At 57.8% G+C, this 20,337-nt stretch carries 18 protein-coding genes and 3 tRNA genes; 6 read left to right on the top strand and 15 right to left on the bottom strand.

Features of this window, described 5'->3' with window-relative positions:
• Positions 1-10 precede the first annotated feature (10 nt).
• From pstA to dnaQ, 10 genes are all read right to left on the bottom strand, one after another.
• Entirely contained in the window at positions 11-856 is an 846-nt protein-coding gene (gene pstA / locus KUV52_RS10955; RefSeq protein WP_222526833.1) for a phosphate ABC transporter permease PstA, read from the bottom strand.
• Positions 856-1,848 (bottom strand): phosphate ABC transporter permease subunit PstC, encoded by a 993-nt coding sequence (pstC, locus tag KUV52_RS10950; RefSeq protein ID WP_222525973.1) that lies wholly within the window; start codon positions 1,846-1,848, stop codon positions 856-858. Before pstC ends, pstA begins: the two co-directional genes overlap by 1 nt.
• 87 nt (positions 1,849-1,935) lie before the next feature.
• The gene (locus tag KUV52_RS10945; RefSeq protein ID WP_261389966.1) at positions 1,936-2,751 is read right to left on the bottom strand and encodes a phosphate ABC transporter substrate-binding protein; all 816 of its coding nucleotides are present in this window, start codon (positions 2,749-2,751) and stop codon (positions 1,936-1,938) included.
• Between the two features lie 254 nt (positions 2,752-3,005).
• Entirely contained in the window at positions 3,006-3,359 is a 354-nt protein-coding gene (locus KUV52_RS10940) for a hypothetical protein (protein ID WP_222525972.1), read from the bottom strand.
• Between the two features lie 70 nt (positions 3,360-3,429).
• Positions 3,430-3,900: a hypothetical protein gene (locus tag KUV52_RS10935; RefSeq protein WP_222525971.1), complete on the bottom strand. Its 471-nt coding sequence runs from the start codon at positions 3,898-3,900 to the stop codon at positions 3,430-3,432.
• Between the two features lie 467 nt (positions 3,901-4,367).
• Positions 4,368-4,444, bottom strand: a tRNA-Asp gene (locus KUV52_RS10930).
• Positions 4,445-4,645: 201 nt separating this feature from the next.
• A tRNA-Asp gene (locus KUV52_RS10925) sits at positions 4,646-4,722 on the bottom strand.
• Between the two features lie 72 nt (positions 4,723-4,794).
• Positions 4,795-4,871: transfer RNA gene (locus KUV52_RS10920), tRNA-Asp, on the bottom strand.
• Between the two features lie 134 nt (positions 4,872-5,005).
• Entirely contained in the window at positions 5,006-6,361 is a 1,356-nt protein-coding gene (locus KUV52_RS10915; protein ID WP_222525970.1) for a TIGR03503 family protein, read from the bottom strand.
• Entirely contained in the window at positions 6,297-7,025 is a 729-nt protein-coding gene (dnaQ, locus tag KUV52_RS10910) for a DNA polymerase III subunit epsilon (RefSeq protein WP_222525969.1), read from the bottom strand. Before dnaQ ends, KUV52_RS10915 begins: the two co-directional genes overlap by 65 nt.
• A 78-nt stretch (positions 7,026-7,103) precedes the next feature.
• Between dnaQ and rnhA the strand changes: the two genes are divergently transcribed.
• Complete coding sequence (rnhA, locus tag KUV52_RS10905; protein WP_222525968.1) at positions 7,104-7,574, top strand: ribonuclease HI; 471 nt, start codon at positions 7,104-7,106, stop codon at positions 7,572-7,574.
• A gap of 17 nt (positions 7,575-7,591) precedes the next feature.
• Here the strand turns inward: rnhA and KUV52_RS10900 are convergent, their stop codons facing one another.
• Both KUV52_RS10900 and KUV52_RS10895 read right to left on the bottom strand, forming a co-directional pair.
• Positions 7,592-7,753 (bottom strand): hypothetical protein, encoded by a 162-nt coding sequence (locus KUV52_RS10900; RefSeq protein ID WP_222525967.1) that lies wholly within the window; start codon positions 7,751-7,753, stop codon positions 7,592-7,594.
• Between the two features lie 151 nt (positions 7,754-7,904).
• Positions 7,905-8,681, bottom strand: coding sequence for a class I SAM-dependent methyltransferase (locus tag KUV52_RS10895; RefSeq protein ID WP_222525966.1), 777 nt, complete (start codon positions 8,679-8,681; stop codon positions 7,905-7,907).
• A 129-nt stretch (positions 8,682-8,810) separates the two neighbouring features.
• Here KUV52_RS10895 and gloB point away from each other — a divergent pair, with 129 nt between their 5' ends.
• The 3 genes from gloB to katG all read left to right on the top strand — a co-directional run bounded on the left by gloB (position 8,811) and on the right by katG (position 13,664).
• The gene (gene gloB / locus KUV52_RS10890) at positions 8,811-9,572 is read left to right on the top strand and encodes a hydroxyacylglutathione hydrolase (RefSeq protein ID WP_222525965.1); all 762 of its coding nucleotides are present in this window, start codon (positions 8,811-8,813) and stop codon (positions 9,570-9,572) included.
• A gap of 84 nt (positions 9,573-9,656) precedes the next feature.
• Complete coding sequence (locus tag KUV52_RS10885) at positions 9,657-11,222, top strand: LysM peptidoglycan-binding domain-containing protein (RefSeq protein ID WP_222525964.1); 1,566 nt, start codon at positions 9,657-9,659, stop codon at positions 11,220-11,222.
• A 180-nt stretch (positions 11,223-11,402) separates the two neighbouring features.
• Complete coding sequence (gene katG / locus KUV52_RS10880; protein ID WP_222525963.1) at positions 11,403-13,664, top strand: catalase/peroxidase HPI; 2,262 nt, start codon at positions 11,403-11,405, stop codon at positions 13,662-13,664.
• Between the two features lie 77 nt (positions 13,665-13,741).
• On the opposite strand, the gene KUV52_RS10875 is transcribed toward katG, so the two are convergent.
• Positions 13,742-14,887, bottom strand: coding sequence for a hypothetical protein (locus KUV52_RS10875; RefSeq protein ID WP_222525962.1), 1,146 nt, complete (start codon positions 14,885-14,887; stop codon positions 13,742-13,744).
• Positions 14,888-15,162: 275 nt separating this feature from the next.
• Between KUV52_RS10875 and KUV52_RS10870 the strand changes: the two genes are divergently transcribed.
• Complete coding sequence (locus KUV52_RS10870) at positions 15,163-16,341, top strand: MerR family transcriptional regulator (RefSeq protein WP_222525961.1); 1,179 nt, start codon at positions 15,163-15,165, stop codon at positions 16,339-16,341.
• A 44-nt stretch (positions 16,342-16,385) separates the two neighbouring features.
• Here KUV52_RS10870 and KUV52_RS10865 read toward each other — a convergent pair whose 3' ends face one another.
• A complete protein-coding gene (locus KUV52_RS10865) occupies positions 16,386-17,258 on the bottom strand; it encodes an AraC family transcriptional regulator (protein ID WP_222525960.1) in 873 nt (290 codons plus the stop codon).
• Between the two features lie 176 nt (positions 17,259-17,434).
• On the opposite strand from KUV52_RS10865, the gene KUV52_RS10860 reads away from it, so the two are divergent.
• Positions 17,435-18,595 (top strand): iron-containing alcohol dehydrogenase, encoded by a 1,161-nt coding sequence (locus tag KUV52_RS10860; RefSeq protein ID WP_222525959.1) that lies wholly within the window; start codon positions 17,435-17,437, stop codon positions 18,593-18,595.
• A 62-nt stretch (positions 18,596-18,657) separates the two neighbouring features.
• On the opposite strand, the gene focA is transcribed toward KUV52_RS10860, so the two are convergent.
• Complete coding sequence (gene focA / locus KUV52_RS10855; RefSeq protein ID WP_222525958.1) at positions 18,658-20,091, bottom strand: formate transporter FocA; 1,434 nt, start codon at positions 20,089-20,091, stop codon at positions 18,658-18,660.
• Positions 20,092-20,337 lie beyond the last annotated feature (246 nt).

The following is a 20,337-nucleotide window of genomic DNA, read 5'->3' as shown; positions in this document are numbered from 1 at the left end:
AATAATTCTGTTAGTAGGCCGCTTTGCTGAATCGGCTGGAGATCAGCTTGGTGATCAGATTGATGCCGAGGACAACCACGATAAGTACGGTGGCGGTCGCGAAGGCCATGTCCCAATCATGCTGGGTGTAGAGTTCGGTCGTCAGCATGTAGAGGTGTACGGTCAGGGTACGGATGGAATCCATCACGGAGCCCGGCAGCAAGTACGCAGTACCTGCGGTCAAAAACACCGGAGCGGATTCGCCGATGATCCGGCCAATAGAGAGAATCAAAGAGGTGACAATGCCCGGCATCGCCGCCGGCAGAATCACTCGCCAGATGGTGTAAAGACGGGATGCGCCCAAACCGAAAGAGGCTTCCCGATAAGCCAGCGGAACGGCAATGATCGCCTCCTCAGTGGTTCGGATGATCACCGGCAGAATCAGAATCGACAGCGTCAGTGCACCGGATAGGATGGAGAAGCCCAGGCCCAGAATGGTGACAAAGAAGGTCAAGCCGAACAGGCCGTAGATGATGGACGGAATGCCTGCCAGAGACTCGGTACAGAAACGGATCACCTTCACCAGTTTGCTGCCGGGTTTGGCGTACTCGGTCAGATAGATGGCGGTCATGATGCCGATGGGTGCGGCAATGGCGATGGATACGATCACCATGTAGATGGTGCCCACAATCATCGGCCAGATCCCGGATACCTCTCCGGTGCGGGTGTAGTTATTGGTAATGAAGCCCCAATCGACGTGGGCCAGGCCATTACTGATGATGTAAGCCAGGATCCAGACCAGAAACGCCATGGTAAAGATGGCAGAGCCCCAGATCAGGCCAGTCAGCAACTTGTCAGTGTTGTCACGGCTTAGCATCACTTCGCCCTCTCTCGGTTCAGGAACATCAGGGTTCCGTTCAACAACATGATAAACACCAGAAGTACCACACCAGTGGCGTACAGGGCGCTGGAGTGAATGCCGGTGGCGTAGGACATCTCCAGCGCGATGTTAGCGGTCAGGGTACGGGCGGATTCCAGTACACTGCCCGGCATGGCCGGGGCATTGCCCATCACCATGATGATCGCCATGGTTTCCCCGACGGCACGAGCGATACCGAGAATTACGCCGGTCAGAATGCCGGAGCGCGCTGCGGGAACCAGTACATAGAAGATCGTGAAGATGTGCGAGGCTCCCAACGCGAGCGAGCCCTCCTTGTACTGGCGCGGTACTGCACGTAATGAGGTTTCAGATACGGCGATAACGGTCGGGAGAATCATGATAGCCAGGACAATGGAGCCCGCCAGTACCGTGGCACCGGACGGCACACCAAACACCTGCTCAATCAGGGGAACGATCACCACCAGACCAAAGAAGCCATAAACCACCGAAGGGATGCCAGCCAGCAATTCAATGGCAGGGCGGAGCACCTTCACCAGTTTGGGCGGCGCAATTTCCGCCAGAAATACGGCAGTCAGAATGCCGACCGGCACGCCGATGACAACCGCAACCGCTGTGGCAAACAAGGAACCCACAACCATCGGTGCGATGCCATAAATGGCGGGGGGCAACCAGTCCATTCCGGTCAGCATGTCGATGATGCCGATGGCCCAGTGTGGCAGCCAGCCTTCACCGAACGCGCTGCCGCCCTCCTCTTTAGCCAGCTCAATCGCCAACTCGCCGGAGTAGACGATGGACGCCAAGCTTTCCTTAATCAGAAAGAACCCTATGGTGGCGACCGAAAGCACCCCGATAAAGGCGCTCAGCAGGAACAAACCGTGGAACAGTTGTTCGACCAGGTCACGACGGCGTGAAGTTCTCAACTCCTGCGCCATGGTAAGGCCGCTGTCAGTGCTCTGAACAACAGTCATAATTCTTTAACAACCCTAATAAACCCGCAAGAAGGCTGCGACACCCCTGCCGCAGCCTGTGGCTTCGATTCGTTCGTCGAAGCTCGATTACTGAACCGGCACGTAGCCTTTCTTACCTACGATGGACTGGCCTTCCTCGGTCAGAATCCAGCCCAGGAAGTCGGTGGCAACGCCGGGGGCGTTGGTGTCGTGGAGAATCATAAAGGGACGGGCAATCGGGTAGGTGCCCGCCTGGATGCCAGCAACAGATGCCGGGGCGCCATTGACTTCAACGGCACGCAGAGACTCATCAACAGAGCCCAGAGAGATGTAGCCGATGGCGTTGGGGTTGTTGGCTACCATGGTCTTCACCATGCCGTTGCCATTGCCCACCTGGGCACGAGGAGAGATGGCAGAGACCTTCTTACCTGCCACTTTACGGGTCAGGCTCATGATCTCTTCGAATGCGCCGCGAGTACCGGAAGCGGTGTCACGGGTAACCACAACGATGGGACCTTTGTTGCCGCCCACCTGGGACCAGTCGGTGATTTCGCCTTTGTAGATCTTGGTGATTTGCTCCATGGTCAGGCCCTTCACCGGGTTGGCGTTATTTACCGCCACGGCGATGCCATCACGCGCAATCACAGTCTCATTCAGGCCTTCGCGCATTTCGCTGTCCTTCACATCCCGAGAGGACATGCCCAGCATGGAGGTGCCTTCATTGGCAGCACGGATACCAGCAGAGGAGCCGGTACCCTGAACTTCAACATTGATACCGGTTTTACCGGTGTAGGTTTCAGCCAGAACTTCCATTACGCCGGTGACAGAGGTGGAACCGGAAACCGTGATGGTTTGCGCAGCGACAGCGCTGGTCGCAGTGAACATGGACATCAGCGCCAGAGCGCCGGCAGCAAAGTTTTTCATGGTAATGACCCTAATTTTCCTTGTTTGACCGCCTTCTCTTGGCGGCGGATGCATTACGCCAAACCTGCATGACAGTTTTATTTCACTACTGTTCCAGTTCCATTTCAGTGGGCATATTTGTTTATTTTACAACATCTTAAAAAGTGACATTTTTGAGAATCCGCCAATAAAAAAGGCGCTCAGGGCGCCTTTAGGAATCGGTCTGGGATAAATATTAATCCGGTCACACATTGTATGCGCAGCCGATCAAGACGTCAGTCCACCGTCTGAATCTCGACTCGATCCTGCTCACCCAGAGTCACCCTTAATCCATTGACCGTGATAAAACGGCGTCCGTCCATGTCGCCCTGACGCACCAGGTACCGCTGAGGCTCCGCCTGATTCGGGGAATATACGTGCAACTCCAACAGCGTTTGGGAGGCCTGGTAACGACTCCACCCCCACAGTCCTGCCAGCACCGCCACAATCACCAGACCCGCAACCAGCCACTTCGGGTTGATCTGCAGTGACGCTGAAGCTGACCGATGGGTTGCGCCGCCATTGCGTCGCTTCAACATTCCCAGTCCAATCAGAATGGCGACTACGGTGATCAGTACTTTTACCAGCATCTTGACAGTTTCCCTGAGTGCAATGACCCCATTGTACGGGGAATCGGTTGTCGGTTCTGCCTGAGAGATCTCACCCTGCTTCCATCGACGCTTTCAGCCCCTCAAGGGTTGTTGCGCTGACACGTTCAGAGAGACTCTCTCGCCAATTGACGATCGCATCGGATTCCTTGTTGTCCTTACCGCCATGGGTATACCAATAGAGGTCAGCCAGCGTCAGCGTCTCGCCAACCAGAAACGGAGAGTGTGCCAAAGCGGTAGCAAGCTTATCCTGGCTCAGCCGGTCCGCCATAAGGCTTTCCCACATCGCCCCTAAGGCAACAGGCGATTCAGGCAGTAACGATATCTCAGGCAGCAGTGCATCCAGATAGACAGCGGCTGCAATCGCCGAGTAAAAGTGACCCCCTTCGTGCTGGAGGGCTGCCTGATCCGATTCCTCAGAGTGCGGCTCGATGCAGTACGCCACCCCCTTTTCCTCGCAAACCAGAACCAGGAATTGAGTCACGGGTCTGCTCAAGTCGCCGTAGATCAGTACCGGAAGCATCGCTCTCTCCTCGAATCCCTTTATAACCCTAAGATAAGGAAAATTCTGGCGACAAACGAGCACAGAGGCCTTAAAGACAAAAGAAAGGCGTAACAGAAGTGTCTCGTCAATCGGCAACGCAGCGCTTGAGCGCAAGACAGGGATGTCGAGCGGAGGGAAGCACCCGGGGCAAGCCGAAACCGATGTAACGCATCGCAGTTCGGCGAGGTGGAGGCATGAACGCCGACAGGAGGGATCTCACAGGGACGTGTTGTTACACCAGAGCCAGCAGGCCTACGGACCAGCAAACCGTCCACGCTCCAAACACATAAACGAAAAAACCCAGCCATTAGGCTGGGTTTTCTCTTTAAAAATGGCGGAGTGGGCGGGACTCAACGCGCCGAGCTTCGGACGCGACCCGTGCGCAGCACCGGGGAGCGGATAAGAAAAAAGCCTGACTCTTTCGAATCAGGCTTTCTCTTTATAGATGGCGGAGTGGACGGGACTCGAACCCGCGACCCCCGGCGTGACAGGCCGGTATTCTAACCAACTGAACTACCACTCCGCACTGAACTGGTTTAGACAGCTCACCGGGTTGCGGACCCGATGCCCTGTTGCGCGTTCACGCTGCATCCCGAAGTCAATCAGAGTGCTTTAATTGATGGCGGAGTGGACGGGACTCAACGGGGACGCCTAGTCCCGCGACCCGCAGCGCTTTGCGCTGCTCTCGCCAAAGGTTTCGACATTATCAAAACCTAAGAAGTAATGGCGGAGTGGACGGGACTCGAACCCGCGACCCCCGGCGTGACAGGCCGGTATTCTAACCAACTGAACTACCACTCCGCACTAAACTGGTTTAGACAGCTCACCGGGTTGCGGACCCAATGCCCTGTTGCTCCGAAGAGCGAAAATAGATGGCGGAGTGGACGGGACTCGAACCCGCGACCCCCGGCGTGACAGGCCGGTATTCTAACCAACTGAACTACCACTCCGCACCTTTTGCCCCGGCGCCTTGGCCCCGAGAACGAGGCGCATATTACGGACGGGGCCAAAGGGCGTCAACCGATTTTTGGAAAAACATAGACTGAATAGCCAAATTTTCGCCAAGGCCCTAAAAAGGCAACAGTTATCGGGCTGAACCGGGCCGGTCTTCGGGTGAAAACTGGTTTAAGTCCACTTCGTCCGGCGTCAGCTCCCTGGGCTCCAGCGGCATGGCCATCAGCTCCTGGTACAAGCGCTGACGCTTGCGCCAGATGATCAGAATCACCGCCCCCACCACCAGTAGAAGCACGTTGATGATGCTGATAACCCAAATCACCCGGCTCTTAGCACTCGCTTCCCGCTCCTGCGCCTCTTTCAGGGCAATTGCGGCAAGTTCTTCCGGAGAGAGCGGTGGCGGTGGAGGCGGCGCGACATAGAATGCCAGCTCCGGCAGGTCGATAAAGAACTCCACACCATCAAACCGGGTCCCGGCAGCCTGACCGTCGATCCGGTAATTACCGAATGCCTCAACCATGGGCAGTGTCATGGTCTGAACCGGCTCACTTGGCGTCACGGCAAACTGGTAACGGTTGCTGTCCGGCGTTTCGATGGCCAGGTCGAGATGCAGATCCGCCGGGCTCACCTCCGGCTCCAGAGTGATGGTCAGTTCTGAGTGATTGGTTTTGCCGTCCGGCAGCTCGCTTAATGCAATACGAACTGGCTGGGGAAGGATCTCAATCTCACCAGTGAGTTCGCGATGGAACACCTCATTGGACACCGACATCTTGTAGCGGTAGAGACCTGCGGGATAGTTGAAATCCAGATCGGACGTAAAGATGCCATCATGGGGCATCTCATCCAGTCCCTTACCGCCGTCATGATACGCGCCGATCATAAAGGGGCCCGCACCAAAGTTCTCATCACCGGGCCGGTTGGCACTGCGGATGTGCATCTCCCAGTTGAGCTGCTCTTCGAAATCCCGCATCACAATCCGCTGGTTGTCGCCCAGCAGTTCGGCGGTCAATTTGATTCGCTCACCCCGATATACCCGCTCCGGCAAGGGGTCGTGACGCAGCACCACATCGGTCATCAGGCGCAGTTCCGAGCCATCGACAACCTCACCAACCAACTGCCATGGCCCCGGGGTGGGCTGGGTAATGCGGATCAGATCACTGCTGTCTGTCACGTTCCAACTGACGTTTTCAGGGTGCCGATGGGCGTACCATTTGCTGCCATCGGGCTTAACCACGACGACAGGCGCACTGCCCGGTCGACGCTGCGCCAGGATGGTGATCTGCTCTACGGCGTGATCAATGCGAAATCGGTTATCAAGCAGTTCCGTGGTTTGCGCCGTCAATCCGGCATAGGCAGGAAGTGCAATGAGAAAAAATGAGGCCGCAACACAAAGCGCCCGCAAGGGACGCTTCAACGCACTGTTAATGGCGAAGCCAAATGGCATCGGATACCAGCTCCATCCGCTTAGTGTGGTTTTCCAGTTCATCGGCCGATGCCTGGATCACTTTAGTGCGACGACGGTCAGAAGGGAGCCGAACGATGCCGCCAGCATCCCCATCGGCACCTGAGCCAAAGTTCATCTTCACCTGGCCACCGGTCATAAACAGGTAGACGTCGGCCAGGATCTCGGCATCAAGCAATGCCCCGTGGAGGGTTCGGTGGGAGTTGTCGATGCCATAGAAGCGGCAGAGTGCATCCAGGTTCAGGTTGCCCTGGATCTCGCCACGGTTCTTCTTCTCCCGAGCCAGTTGCAGGGTATCCACCAGCGAACAGTGGTCCTCCAACTTGCCGTAGCGGCCCAGCATCTCAAATTCGTAGTCGATAAAGCCGATATCGAAGTTCGCGTTGTGTGCGATCAGTTCCGCACCACGAATGAACTCGAAGAACTCGTCCGCCACCTGCGCAAACCGAGGCTTGTCTTTCAGGAAATCGTCCGTGATGCCGTGTACCTGAATCGCTTCCTCGTCAACCTGCCGATCCGGCTGGATATAGACGTGGTAAGTGCGTCCGGTGGGCTTACGGTTTACCAACTCCACACAGCCGATTTCAATCAGCTTATGGCCCAGATAGTGGGGGCCTGCCCCCTGGTTCATCCCCGTGGTTTCGGTATCGAAGACGATCTGGCGCAGTTCAGAAGCAGCTTGGGTCATAGTTTTTCCGACAAATGGGTATACTGTCCGGCTTTCGTGCGGCGAGTCCGCCGCTTAGGCGCTTATGGTAGCAAGGGCATGGCAGAGAAAAAACGCGTAACGCTATATACCGATGGCAGTTGCCTCGGTAATCCCGGTCCGGGAGGGTTCGGCATTGTCCTGATCTACAAGCACCACCGCAAGGAGCAGGCTCAGGGTTTTCAGCACACCACCAACAACCGTATGGAGATGCTGGCCGCTGTCGAAGGGCTGAGCCTGCTGACCGAATCCTGCCAGGTGGAACTGTTTACCGACAGCCAGTACCTGCGCCAGGGGATCACTCAGTGGATCCACGGTTGGAAGCGAAACGGCTGGAAGACCGCCGCCAAGGAACCGGTCAAGAATGTGGACCTGTGGAAAGCCCTGGACTCGCAGGTGGCCCGTCATGACATCAACTGGCACTGGGTAAAGGGGCACTCCGGCCATCCGGAAAACGAGCGTTGCGATGAGTTGGCCCGGGGCGCGGCAGGGGGCAAATCACTGCTTCCCGATGAGGGCTTCTCCGGCTGAGTCACCGTTCGGCGAGTTCAGGTTGACTCGCCCGCCCCTTTAACCGCCCAGATCACACCGACGATCAGGACGACAATCAGAAACTCCACTTCGATTGGCGTCTCTTCCGGCAGCATCAGCGCCAATACAAAATAGACAATGATCCCCACCAAACACTGAATGCTGCCAGATCCGCTCATCGCTCACCCCTTGAAGCTCTGCCGCTAATTGACGCGCTTGCGTCATTCTTTTCCCCATCCTTGAGGGTCGTCGGTCACTGCGAACGGGCTCGAACACAGGCAACCTCTTTGTATCAAAGCGGCTGTCGGTGGAGAATCCTGTTGGAGTCACTCAGGAACTGGAGTGATGGCGCTTGGGGTTGCAGGCCGCCACAGGGGGTTTATTTCGGCAGCCGACCGCTTCTCGCACCGGTCGAGCGACAAGGGGACGGCGCAGGTGCCATCGTTGCTTTGCCGGAGTCAAAGGGGCTTCCAGCTTTCTGGCAATAATCAGGTAGACACTGCCCAACCCGGGGCAGAGGTCCGCCAGCCAGCGCTGAGCGGTGGGAAACTTCTGCGGTGACCAGAGCATGGTGTGGTGGGCGATACACTCCTGAGTCAGCACCCGGTAACCAAGCAGGCTGAGCCAGTCCTGCACCCGTCCCGGCGTAAAGAGACGTCCCGACCAGGGCAGCTGTTGATGGTGACTGGGCCAAAGATAACCCAAAGCGAGTGGACTCAGCAGACTGAATCCCACCAGCACAAGGTGACCGCCGGATATCAGGACCCTATCCAGCTCACGCAGCATGGCGTGGGGGTCTTGGTGGAACTCAAGACAGAACGGCACCAGCGCCGCATCAATGCTGGCGGTTTGCAAAGGAAGGTGAGCCAGTTCCGCCCGAACGGCGCCACGATTGGGATCCAGGCCGAACTGATGAGAAACCGGGCACAGGCCGGTGGGCAGGGAATCGGCTAACGCGCCCAGCTTGAGCAGGTGATACCCGAAAATTCGGGGCCACCAGTCATCGAGACCAGCTTCCACCTGCTCTTTCAACCAGTCGCCATAGGGCAAGGCTTGCCAGCTTGCCGGAGGCTCCAGTGGCATTTCACTGTACGCGGGACGCAGCATCGACCAATCCGTTTCCTTTTTTGCCTAGCCTAGCCAGTCACACCCGGACCGGCAACCGCCTTGTTGCTATCAAACCCCCTGAGGTAACCTACCCGGCCACTATCCTCTACTCTTAAAAGGCGCATTGTGATGATGATCACCCCAATTGAAGCGTTAAACGACAATTACATCTGGTGCTTACATCGTGACAATGCCGCCTGGGTGGTAGACCCCGGCAGCGCCGATGCCGTACTGGCTCATCTGTCAGAGCAACAGCTTCAGCTGCGCGGGATTCTTATCACCCACCATCATTGGGACCACACTGACGGCATTGAAGCGCTACGGAAGGCGTTTGCAGCCCTCTCCGTCATCGGCCCGGATAACCCGGTTATCCAGGGCCTGACCCAGCGTGTTCAGCCCGGCGATCACGTCGAGCTGGACGGATTGGGAGTGACGGCGGAGGTGCTTTCCCTGCCTGGTCACACTCTCGATCACCTGGGTTACTACCTCGACGATGCGGTGTTCTGTGGCGACACCTTGTTCAGCGGCGGCTGTGGCCGTCTGTTCGAAGGGTCGCCCGCTCAGATGCACGCATCCCTGTCGAGCCTGTCGGCTCTGCCGGCGGACACTCGGGTCTTTTGTACCCATGAGTACACGCTGGCCAATCTGGCGTTCGCCAGTGCCGTAGAGCCAGACAACGAGGCGCTTCAGGAGTATCGGCGCTGGTGCGAAGCACAACGGGCGGCTGGGCAGCCAACGCTGCCCAGCACCATAGGTCAGGAGCGATCCATCAACCCTTTTTTGCGGGTCGACGCCCCCGGTGTTGTGGCCGCATTAAGACTGAAAGATGGTGAGTTACCCGACAGTGTGGCGCGCTTCGCAGCCCTGCGTCGCTGGAAAGACAACTTCTGATAAAACGGGTACACTGTGCGCCTTTTTGCGCCGACTGAAAGGGATCCTTCGGTCTGAGTACTGGCTAACTAGAGCGATAGACCAATGAAGAAAACACTGCCTGCCCTGGCCATAGCCCTCGCGCTGACCGGTTGTCAGAGTCTGAACATGGACAGCCAGCCTGAACCGAGCCAACCGGAAATCGATGCCGCTAAGGTGGCTCAGGCCCAAGATACCCAGGTAGCCGCCAAGCCCGCTGAACCTGCCCTGCCCCCTCCGCCGACCGACGTTTGGGAGCGTATCCGCACCCAGATGACTCTGGATGTGCCGGACAACCCGCGGGTTGAGCGATTCCGCAAGTGGTACCTGAACAACCCCAATCACCTGAACATCATCTCCCAGCGTGCTGCGCCCTTCATGTACCTCATCGTTGAGGAGATTGAGAAGCGTGGCCTGCCGATTGAACTGGCATTGCTGCCGATCGTGGAAAGCTCCTTCGATGTGTTTGCGTACTCCCACGGCGCCGCTGCCGGCATCTGGCAGTTCACTGCACCGATGGGACGCCACTTCGGGCTGGAGCAGAACTGGTGGTACGACGGTCGCCGTGACGTTTATGCCTCCACCATCGCCGCCATGGATATGATGGAGTACCTGCACGACAAGCTGCACGATGACTGGTACTACGCGCTGGCCGCCTACAACACCGGCGAAGGCCGGGTGTTCCGCGCAATCCGCAACAATAAGAGAGCGGGCAAGCCGACCGATTACTTTGCGCTGAACCTGCCCAGCGAAACCGAGCGCTACGTGCCTCAGTTGCTGGCTCTGGCGGATGTGATCAAGAACGCCGACAAGTACGGCATCACCCTGAACCCGATCCCGAACGAGCCGGCGCTGAAGCTGGTGGATGTCGGTTCTCAGATTGACCTTTCCCTGGCGGCGGACCTGGCAGACATGTCCGTGGGTGAGCTGCATAAGCTGAACCCCGGGTACAACCGCTGGTCCACGGCACCGGAAGGCCCGCACACCCTGCTGCTGCCCATCGACAAGGCGGACGGCTTTATCACCGCACTGGCAGATACCGACTCCACCAAGCGGATCAATTGGGTACGCTACACGGTGAAGCCGGGCGACTCACTGGGCCTCATCGCCCAGAAGTACCACACCCGTGTTGGCGTGATTCAGTCGGTTAACAAGCTGGAAGGCAACCTGATCCGTGTGGGTCAGGCACTGCTGATTCCCGTCGCCGCCAAAGATGCGGAAGACTACGTGTTCAGTGCCGATCAACGTCTGGCTCGTCAACAAGCCAGCAAGCGCGCTGACTTCAAGACTGAGCACGTGGTGCGCTCTGGTGAATCCCTGTGGACCATCGCCCGCGCCAACAACGTCACCGTGGCTCAACTGGCCAGTTGGAACGGCATGGCCCCCAGCGACACCCTGCGTCCCGGTCGCAAGCTGGTGATCTGGGTGAACAAGGTCAGTGAAACCCAGACCAAGAGTTCGGTGATGCGTCAGATCACCTACACCGTTCGCAGCGGCGACTCTCTGGCGCGCATCGGCAAACGCTTTAACGTCACGGTGAATGACCTGATCCGCTGGAACCAGTTGGAGGGAGAAAAGTACCTGCAGCCAGGCCAACGTCTGAAGGTCTACGTGGATGTGACCCGGGTGTAACCCAGAACCATCAGAAAAAACGGCCTATTTCGGGCCGTTTTTTTATGTCCTCATCCCGAGGCTCGACTGGCATTCAATAAAGCCGAACAGGCCGATTGATTATTCGAATCGATTATCCCGGGCATCAGTAAACGGCCCCAACTATACCTAATGCGTACCCACAGCGTGAGGAGCACGCCCATGCGCATTCACTCCTGCTCGGCGGCCGTAGCCGCCCTGTTAATGACCGCCATCGCCACCGCTTCGGTCGAGGCTGGCGAGAACATGGCAAAACCCAACCGATTCTGGTGGCCGGATCAACTCGATCTCTCCCCCCTCCGTCAACACGATGAACGCTCTAGTCCCCTGGGAGACGACTTCAACTACGCCGCCGCTTTTTCCCAGCTCGACCTGGCCGAAGTGAAAAAAGACATCGAGAAGGTGATGACCACCTCGGTGGACTGGTGGCCTGCAGACTTCGGCCACTACGGTCCCTTCTTTATCCGTATGGCCTGGCACAGCGCCGGGACCTACCGGGTCGCCGATGGTCGTGGCGGCGCAGGAGGGGGTCAGCAGCGCTTCGAACCTCTCAACAGCTGGCCGGATAACGCCAACCTGGATAAAGCCCGGCGTCTGCTTTGGCCAGTAAAGCAGAAGTACGGCCGCAGCCTCTCCTGGGCCGATCTGATGGTGCTCACCGGTAACGTCGCCCTCGAATCCATGGGGTTCACCACCTTTGGCTTTGCCGGCGGCCGGGAAGATGACTGGGAAGCGGACATCGTCTACTGGGGCCCGGAAACCAAATGGCTCGAAGACGAACGCTACAAGGGCGACCACCAACTGGAAAACCCGCTGGCTGCTGTTCAGATGGGTCTGATCTACGTGAACCCTGAGGGCCCCGGTGGCAATCCCGATCCCCTTGCCGCCGCCGGTGACATCCGGGAAACCTTTGGCCGGATGGCGATGAACGACGAAGAAACCGTGGCGTTGATCGCCGGTGGCCACACCTTTGGTAAAGCCCACGGCGCCCGCAGCCCCAAGGATTGCGTTGGCCCGGAACCGGCCGCCGCAGGCATTGAGGAGCAGGGTTTTGGCTGGACCAATAAATGCGGCTCAGGCGTCGGTGATGACACCATCACCAGCGGCCTTGAGGGCGCCTGGTCTGTCACGCCAACCCAGTGGAGCAGCCAGTATCTGGACAATCTGTTTGCCTATGAGTGGGTACAAAGCAAGAGCCCGGCCGGGGCGGTTCAGTGGATCCCGAGCGATCCGAACGCCGCCAACCTGGTGCCTGATGCCCACAACCCCAATAAGCGCCATGCGCCGGTGATGTTCACCACCGACCTGTCGCTGAAATTTGATCCCAGCTACCGGGAGATCGCTCAACGCTTCCAGCTGGACCCGAAAGCGTTTGAACTGGCCTTCGCCAAAGCCTGGTTCAAACTGACTCACCGGGATTTGGGCCCCCGTGCCCGCTACCTGGGGCCAGAAGTCCCCAGTGAAGTTCTGATCTGGCAGGATCCGATCCCGGAAGCCAGCGGTGAGCGGATTACCGAGGCGGACGCCGCTGCCCTGAAGAAGAAGATTCTGGAATCCGGCCTGACGGTTCCGCAACTGGTGCGCACTGCCTGGGCCTCCGCTTCCACCTTCCGCGGCACCGATATGCGTGGCGGGGCCAATGGCGCCCGTGTCCGCCTGTCGCCGATGAAGGACTGGCCAGTGAACGACCCCGGCGAACTGGCCCGGGTACTGACCATGCTGGAAGGGATCCAGAAAGGGTTTAACGACGGTGCCGGTGATAAGGCGGTCTCCATGGCAGACCTGATTGTGCTGGGTGGCAACGCCGCCATCGAAAAAGCCGCCATGGACGCCGGTTATGAGGTGAGTGTGCCCTTTAGCCCGGGTCGCGCTGACGCCTCCGCCGATCAAACCGACGAGATCTCCTTCGCCTTCCTTGAGCCGAGTGCCGACGGGTTCCGAAACTACTACCGTGACGGCTCCCGCCTGCCGCCCACACAAGCGCTGGTGGACAAAGCCAACCTGCTCACCCTCTCAGTGCCGGAGATGTCCGTTCTGGTGGCGGGAATGCGCGCATTGAACGCCAATTCCGGAGGCAGCACTCATGGCGTTTTGACCGACAAGCCCGGCACCCTATCCAATGATTTCTTTGTGAATCTGCTGGATATGGGCACCGCCTGGCGCAAAGCGGGTGATGAACTCTATGAAGGTGTCGATCGGGCCTCAGGCAAGGTGAAGTGGACCGCCACACCGGTGGATCTGGTGTTTGGCTCCAACTCCGAGTTGCGGGCGCTGGCGGAGTTCTACGCCGCTGAGGACGCCAAAGCCCAGTTTGTCGATGACTTTGTCACCGCCTGGTACAAGGTGATGACGCTGGATAGGTTTGACCTGCCGATGCCGGATGGAGACACCTTTAAAACCAACCTGACGGTGAAAGCCGAGTAACTCAGACAACGCCCCGGAGACGGGGCGTTTTTTAGTCCCCTGCAAAGGAAAGTCGAGAGCCAGCTGAATCAATCAAATTACCCTGTTATGGCTTCAGGTCTTCCATCAGTACGTTCCGGGGACACCTCAGCTATCCACTTAGCCAGCCGAGGAATGTCTGTTGCTGCGTCAGGAATTACCTCTATCTCAAAGTGCTGGCCATTCAGCAAAGTCGACTCTCTGCGTGTCACATTGGTCGCAAAGCCCCTGACAGACTCCGGCAGTGCGCCATTATCCAGTCTGGAGTATATGGACTCATCATTTCGTATCTGATGCCGTATTACCCGCCACTCACCCTCGCCAATAACGATTTTGGTATAGATTGAGCGCTTGGAAGCTGCCGATTTAATCGCATAGCCAAAGGTGTTCTCAATCACCATCAATTGATGTTCCGACAACGCGTCGATTAATCGCTCCAGTGTAATTTTTGACTGGAAGGGCAACCCAGCCATACGTCCCCTCATCCTACCGATGCTTGCCGAAGTATCTCTGGATAGTTCCGCAATCAATGGAATAAGTGGCAGCGTTGCATGCCTGCGCCACATTATCCTGGAAATGGGCATGCCCCGCTGTTCCCTGAGATCCATCAGCACAATGTCGTAACCGGAAGCGGCGGCTTCAGAAAATGACATTAACTGCATCAGATTTCGCACTGAGCGATAGTTAAAGGCGCTATCCGGAGCGGGTGCACAGAGCATTACGATTCGACATATGCCCGATTTGATATTGTGCTCCAACCGGGTGACAAACTGCCTCCGCCACTCAGTCAGGTTTTTCCCTTCCAATACAGGGTCCTTAGACAGGGCGTCCATGACCTTATCCAAATCATTCCAAACCGCCCCCTTCGACCCCGAAAGCAACTCACCAAAGGCTTCGCAGAACGCATTCCCTTCATAGTGAATAAGCTGGCTCTTCAAGTCAGAGGCATAGTTGATCGCCTGAGGATAGACTTCACGCTTTAGGCGGGCATCGCTGTAGCGCTTGCATTCAACCAAAGTAAGCACCGCATTCACGTCGATAAATAGGTTATCAAGCGAACCGCTGGACAATGGGATCTCCCTGCCCAGAGACAGTAAACCAGATGCATCGGGACAATAGTCGGGATTAATCTCGGGAATGCCAGAGAGAATGACCTCTGGCTGCCCGTCTACCAAGGCTTGCATCTCATCTTCGGTTTGGAACATCGGCGTCTCTTCTTCCGCTCTGATAAATCGAAAAGGGGGATGACACTGCGGCAATAAGACGACGCTTTAACTCCAAAAAGCTCTTAGACGTCCCTAATGCAATGTGTGAATCGCTAGCTCAAATGATATTTATCAATACGTTATGTTCAATTCAAGTCGACTGTTTGAAGAGACAGTTCATCAAGAGCCAACAGAACTCCGCACTCCTGCTGTCTTGACCTGTCCAGGGCTTTACCCTTTATCCTCTAGAGCCACCCCACAACACTTCCACGCATATGTATCGCATTTCCGAACTGGGCAAACGCAGCGGTCTGGCCCGCTCCACGCTCCTCTATTACGAAAAGCTGGGGCTGATACAGGGCCGCCGGGCGGGCAACGGTTATCGCTACTACAACGATGACGACCTTCAGCGATTGCTGATGATTCAGGAGTTGCACCAGGGAGGGCTGAGCCTGAAGGAGTGCCAGCAGATTCTGCAGCAGGGGATCGAACCGCCCCTGTTGCAACAACGTCTGGAAGCCCTGGAGAAAGAGATTGAACAGAAGCAGCACGCCCGGGATCTGCTCAAGGCGCTGTTGGGGAAGTCCTCTGAAGGGCTGCGTGCCTTTCATCAGCGGATGGAGTCGATCGCCCCCAATGCTCACCGGGACTGGTTGCTGACGCAGGGATTGGATGAAAGTGGCGTATCTCGCTTGCGATGGCTTTCCAAAGATCTCCATCAGCATGAGCGTTATATGCAGGACTTCGAACGGATATTCGCGGGTTTGGATCGTCATGGGCCCGGCAGCGAACAGGACACCCTGTGGGCCCTGAAACAGATCACCCCCTCCCCCAGCCATATTCTTGATATCGGCTGTGGCCCGGGCGCATCTGCACTGTTGTTGGCCCAACACACCCAAGCCGATATTGTTGGGCTCGATAACTTTCCCCAGAGCCTTGTGCGATTAGCGGAGCGGGCAGACCAACAGGGTGTGAGCAAGCGAATCACCCCCTGCAACGCCAGCATGGATGCCATCCCCTACCCGCCCGCCAGCTTTGATCTGCTGTGGAGCGAGGGCAGCGCCTACATCATCGGGTTTGAGCAAGCACTGAAGCAGTGGCGGCCCCTACTGACCTCAGGCGGTTATCTGGTGGTCAGTGACGCGGTGTGGCTGGATGCGCCTGCTAGCGACGAGATAGGCGCTTTCTGGCAATCGGAATACCCGGATATGCAGAACATCGAAACCCGCCTGGCGCAATGTGCCGAGCAGGGCTTCAAGGTGGTGGCCACTCGCACGCTGGGCAAGGCCGCCTGGGAGGCCTACGTGCAGCCACTGCGACAGCGACTGGTGCAGTTGGCGCCGGAGGTGTCCGGCTCCAGAGCGATGACGGATCTCGAGCGGGAGTTGGCGATCCTTGACCAGGCCGGAGCGCAATTCAGCTACCAGTTGATGGTATTGAAACGAACGGACTGAACCCGTGATATCCGTTCAGAGATCCCGCCAGCGCAACGCAACCCTCACCCACCCTGAGTGGCCCAGTGTTGGGGCGTTTGGCCAAAGTAGCGCTTAAACTCGCGGCTGAACTGAGTCGGGCTTTCATAACCCACCATGGCTGCCGCCTGCTTCACCTTGATTCCCCTGTCCTGCAGCAGTTCGCGAGCCCGGGTAAGTCGCAACTTTTTGAGGTATTGGATGGGGGATGAGGCCGTCATCTGACGGAAGTTTCGATGGAAGGTGGAGGGACTCATGTTCGCCATGCCCGCCAGACTGTCGATATCCAACGCCTGATCATAATGCACGTGCATATGCTTCAACGCCCGCTCCAGTCGGGACAGGTGCGTGTTGTGGCGCGCCAGCGCGAACAGTGGAGCGGACTGCGGCCCACGCAGCAGTTGAAACAGCAAGGTCCTGACCAGCCCCTCTCCCAGCGCCTCTGAAGTCAGTGACGAGGCCAGGCACTGAGCCAGTCGCAGCGCCACCTCACCCAACTCCGCTTCCATCGGGCTGACATAGAGACTCCTCCCCTCTGCCTGACGTTCCGCTTCCGGCGCCTGGTGATGTTCGTCAAACAGCCGGACCAACTGGTGCAGCAGACCAATATCGATGTCCACAACCATCGACAGCAGCGGCCCATCGGTTACCACGGTTTCACACTCGGCAGGAATGGGCAGGGTCAACACCAGGTAGTTATCCGGGTTGTACTCAAACACCTGCTCCTCCAGATACACCCGCTTGGTGCCCTGAGCCATAATGATGATCCCCTGGCTGTAACAGAGTGGTTCTCTGGGTCGGGAGTCGCTGGACTTATAGATCCAAACGCCGGGAAGAGGCGTTTTATTCACGCCTTCATTGAGGGCGAGTGGGGCCAAAGCCTGAGCCAGTGGGGTCATGATTCCTCCGGATAACCGCTTCAATCAGCTGAGGCACAGGATAAGTCATAACCGGACTCAACTTGCACAGAAAAACTCACGGTGAGCGCTTTAGGCATGTGTTTGACCGTTATCCCCATTCAAACCTGCGCGCCAGCCATTAAGCTGAACTCAACACTCAGTGAGGAGAACTTCCCATGCAGAACTTTGATTACCGCAATCCCACCCACATCGTCTTTGGCCAGAATCGTCTGGGCGAACTGGATAATCTGGTGCCCGACGACGCCAAGGTGCTGGTGCTTTATGGTGGCGGCAGCGTAAAGCGGTTTGGCACTCTGGACCGGGTTCTTGCTGGCCTGGGTAACCGCACCGTATTGGAGTTCGGCGGCATCGAGCCCAATCCCAAGTTTGAGACCCTGATGAAAGCCGTCGATCTGGCCCGCAAAGAGCAGGTGGACTTTCTGCTGGCCGTTGGCGGAGGCTCGGTGATGGACGGCACCAAATTTATCGCTGCTGCCGTGCCATTTCAGGGCGACGAGGCCTCACTGCTGAGCCACGGCTTTGCGCCCCTGCCTATCGCAGAGGCACTGCCACTGGCGACCGTGGCCACTCTTCCGGCCACCGGCTCCGAGATGAACATGGGCGCCGTAGTGTCCTACCAGGGCGGCAAATTCCCGGTGATGAGCCCTCTGCTGTTCCCCCAGTTCTCCGTATTGGACCCGACGCTCACCTACTCACTGCCAACGGTACAGGTGGCGAACGGCGTGGTGGATGCGTTTGTGCACGTGCTGGAACAGTATGTCACCTACCCCACAGGCGCCATGGTGCAGGATCGCACCGCCGAGGGGATTCTGAAGTCCCTGATCGAAGTGGGCCCAGTCACCCTGGCCGAGCCGGAAAACTACGAGGCCCGCGCCAACCTGATGTGGAGCGCCACCTGTGCCCTTAACGGCTTTATTGGCGCAGGGGTACCCCATGACTGGGCGACCCATATGATTGGCCACGAATTGACCGCGCTGTTTGGCGTCGATCACGCTCAGAGCCTGGCCATCGTTCTGCCCTCGCTGTGGCAACATCGTAAGGATAAGAAACACGCCAAACTGCTTCAGTACGCTGAACGGGTATGGGACATCACTGAAGGCACTGAGGCGGAGCGTATCGACGCCGCCATCGGAAAGACCCGCGACTTTTTTGAATCTCTGGGTGTGAAAACCCGCCTCTCCGATTACGGCATTCAGCAGGATCAGATTGAAGAAGTGGTAAAAGCACTGGAGGCGCACGGCATGGTCGCCCTTTCTGAAACCGGCGATCTCACCCCTGCCATCAGCCGGCAAATCCTGGAAGACGCCTACGCCTGAGCAAATTGGCTTACATGGAACTGAAATAAGGGAGGCAATCGCCTCCCTTTTTCAATTCCGCCTTACGCCACCTGAGCGTCTTCCTGCACGGTGTCCTGGCTGTCGTTTTTCGGTTCCGCCAGCGTACCGGTCACCAGCGCCAGCAGCTTGCGCTTCTCCACCACGCCTGCAACACGACCCTCTTTCATCACGACTGCCATGGCATTACCGCAGGGCACCGCGTCTTTAGCGCGCTGCTCCAGAGTGCCGATGTTGTAGCTGGTCAGGTAACCGCCGTCGTTCACCGGGTAGAGCTTCTCCTCATCCACCGCCATGCGGCAGGCCAGTTTGGTCACCGGCTCGTCCGCATCGACGATAAAGGTCACCGGCTGCATCGCCTGCTCGACCGGCACAAACTGAGCATCCTCAAAGTTGGCCAGGTAGCAGGCTTGCAGCAGGTCCTGCTCATCCACCATGCCCACCGGCTGACCGTTACGAACCACCAGGGCTGCGCCACGACCACGGGCCATCAGTTGAGCGGTCACCTCTGCCACGTTGGCATCCGGCGCCACCAGCAGGGGTTGAGTGTCGGCCAGTTCGGCCACGGTGAGTTGGGACAGAGGCTTGGACATGGTTGAAGCTCCTTGATGTACAGTCAATTGGGTTACGTTGGTCGGGCGCTGGCCATGGATCCACCAATGGAACAAGCCGACAAACAGGCCGCCACCGAGCACATTGCCGAGGGTGACCGGGATAAGGTTGTGAAGAATGAAGTTGCGCACTGTCAGGTGGGCGAACTGGGCTGAATCAGCGCCGACCGCGCTCCAGAATGCGCCATCCGCCATCTGGTGAATGGCGATGCCCAGTGGCACCAGGAACAGGTTGGCGATGGAGTGCTCAAACCCGGCGCTGACAAACATCGCCACCGGCAATACCACCAGAGCCGCTTTTGCCGCCGGGTTTTCGGTGCTGAAGGTCATCCAGACCCCGAGGCAAACCAGCAGGTTACACAGCGCCCCAAGCGCCACCGCCTGAGCGAAACTGTGCTCAAGCTTGTGACTGGCTACCGACATCACCGTCAGGCCCCACTGGCCACCCAGAAGATCCGGTTGGCCGGCCATCAGCAGCAGCGCCACCAGGGCCAGCGCACCTACGATGTTGCCGGCGTAGATACGGCCCCAATGCGCCAGCATCCGACTGGAGGACAAACTGCCCGATGCCCAGGGCACCACGGTCAGAACGGTGCTGGTAAAGAGTTCAGCGCCACCGACCACCACCAGAATCAATCCCAGGCTGAACACCAGTCCGCCCAGCAGGCGGCTGACGCCCCAGGGCATATCGCCCGCTCCGGTCACTACGGTGATGTAGAAGGTGAAGGCGATGCCGATGTAGATCCCCGCCAGAACCGCCAACGAGAACGCCACGCGGGTGGGCTTGCTTGCTTTCGCCAGAGCGGACTTCTCTGCCGCCAGCAACAGCGGGTCCCCTTTTGGCTGTTCCGCCACCAGGCTCAGCATGAATCTTCTCCCTGATGCACGCCCGACGTGCGCTCGGTTGGATTTTTCATTGCAATACTCCTCAGATCACAATCTGCCGGAACCACTCCGGACGCCATTCACGTTACGGCGGGAAAGCCGCAAAAAAAATTTGATTCTTTTGCTATGCGCCATCAGTTCAACTGATGACCCGGTGCACAGTTTTCACCCGGCGAAATGGGCGGCGGGATGGGGATATGGCATGATCTTTCAGCCGGTTCACTGTTG

The organism is Ferrimonas balearica (assembly GCF_019802055.1).
Lineage (GTDB): Bacteria > Pseudomonadota > Gammaproteobacteria > Enterobacterales > Shewanellaceae > Ferrimonas > Ferrimonas balearica_A.
This window is presented reverse-complemented; position numbering and strand designations above follow the sequence as displayed.